The sequence below is a fragment of the Mesorhizobium sp. M7A.F.Ca.CA.002.04.1.1 genome (genome assembly GCF_004022805.1).
Taxonomy (GTDB): domain Bacteria; phylum Pseudomonadota; class Alphaproteobacteria; order Rhizobiales; family Rhizobiaceae; genus Mesorhizobium; species Mesorhizobium ciceri.
Map to the genome: position 1 here is coordinate 1 of NZ_RZPL01001140.1, position 1,025 is coordinate 1,025.

The following is a 1,025-nucleotide window of genomic DNA, read 5'->3' on the forward strand; positions in this document are numbered from 1 at the left end:
CTCTATGTGCTTGCCTTCAGCCTTGGCCGCGCTTTCTCGACACGCGAGGACGTTGCCGAGGATGAAGCAAGCCCACCGGCCTAGTCTTTCTCTGAAGCCGTGTGGCCGTTGGCGGGACAGAACGGCTTCAATCCGGACCGGAAAGGCTTTAGGCTCACCCGACTCTCATCTTATGGCCGGCTACCGGCCGCTCGAAACAGGATTTTGCCATGGCAATGGATGCCCACGACATCGAAAAACTGATCAAGGACGGCATTCCGGACGCCAAGGTGACGATTCGCGATCTCGCCGGCGACGGCGACCACTATGCGGCCGAGGTGGTGGCCGAGAGCTTTCGCGGCAAGAGCCGCGTCCAGCAGCACCAGATGGTCTATGACGCGCTGAAGGGCAATATGGGCGGCGTGTTGCACGCATTGGCGCTGCAGACCAGCGTTCCCGACTGACCCTTAGCGCTTGGCCCAACACGGCTCATCCTTTGCGCCATTTCAGCCACGGCGCGGCTAACGTCTTGTTTCGAGCAATCGTTGGGTTTATTTGAAGGGTATGTTTCGAGCCTGACTCCCACAGGCGGGAAAGGATATTCCATGAGCAGCATCAACGACTACATTGACAATGAAGTGAAGGGCAACGACGTCGTCCTTTTCATGAAGGGCACACCTGGTTTCCCGCAATGCGGATTTTCCGGCCAGGTCGTCCAGATCCTCGACTATATCGGCGCCGACTACAAAGGCGTGAACGTCCTGGACTCGGCTGAACTGCGCCAGGGCATCAAGGAATACTCCAACTGGCCGACGATCCCTCAGCTCTACGTCAAGGGAGAATTCGTCGGCGGTTGCGACATCGTGCGCGAGATGTTCCAGGCGGGCGAGCTGCAGACGTTCCTCGTCGAGAAGGGCGTCAGCGTCAAAGGCGCCGCCTGATTTCTGTTTTGTGCATGCCCGAAATCGACGTTGATTTTCGGGCATCGAGCACCAGGCACCGGGGCAACCTCACCTCGGCAATTTTCATGTCCTGACCCCAGGACC

The 1,025-nt window shown here is 58.5% G+C and carries 2 protein-coding genes; both read left to right on the plus strand.

Annotated elements, in window-relative coordinates; genetic code table 11:
• Positions 1–209: 209 nt before the first annotated feature.
• The gene (locus tag ENZ75_RS32815; RefSeq protein ID WP_010909092.1) at positions 210–443 is read left to right on the plus strand and encodes a BolA family transcriptional regulator; all 234 of its coding nucleotides are present in this window, start codon (positions 210–212) and stop codon (positions 441–443) included.
• Between the two features lie 141 nt (positions 444–584).
• Positions 585–920 carry a Grx4 family monothiol glutaredoxin gene (gene grxD, locus ENZ75_RS32820; protein ID WP_063167818.1) on the plus strand — a complete coding sequence of 112 codons (336 nt, stop codon included), beginning with the start codon at positions 585–587 and terminating at the stop codon, positions 918–920.
• Positions 921–1,025 lie beyond the last annotated feature (105 nt).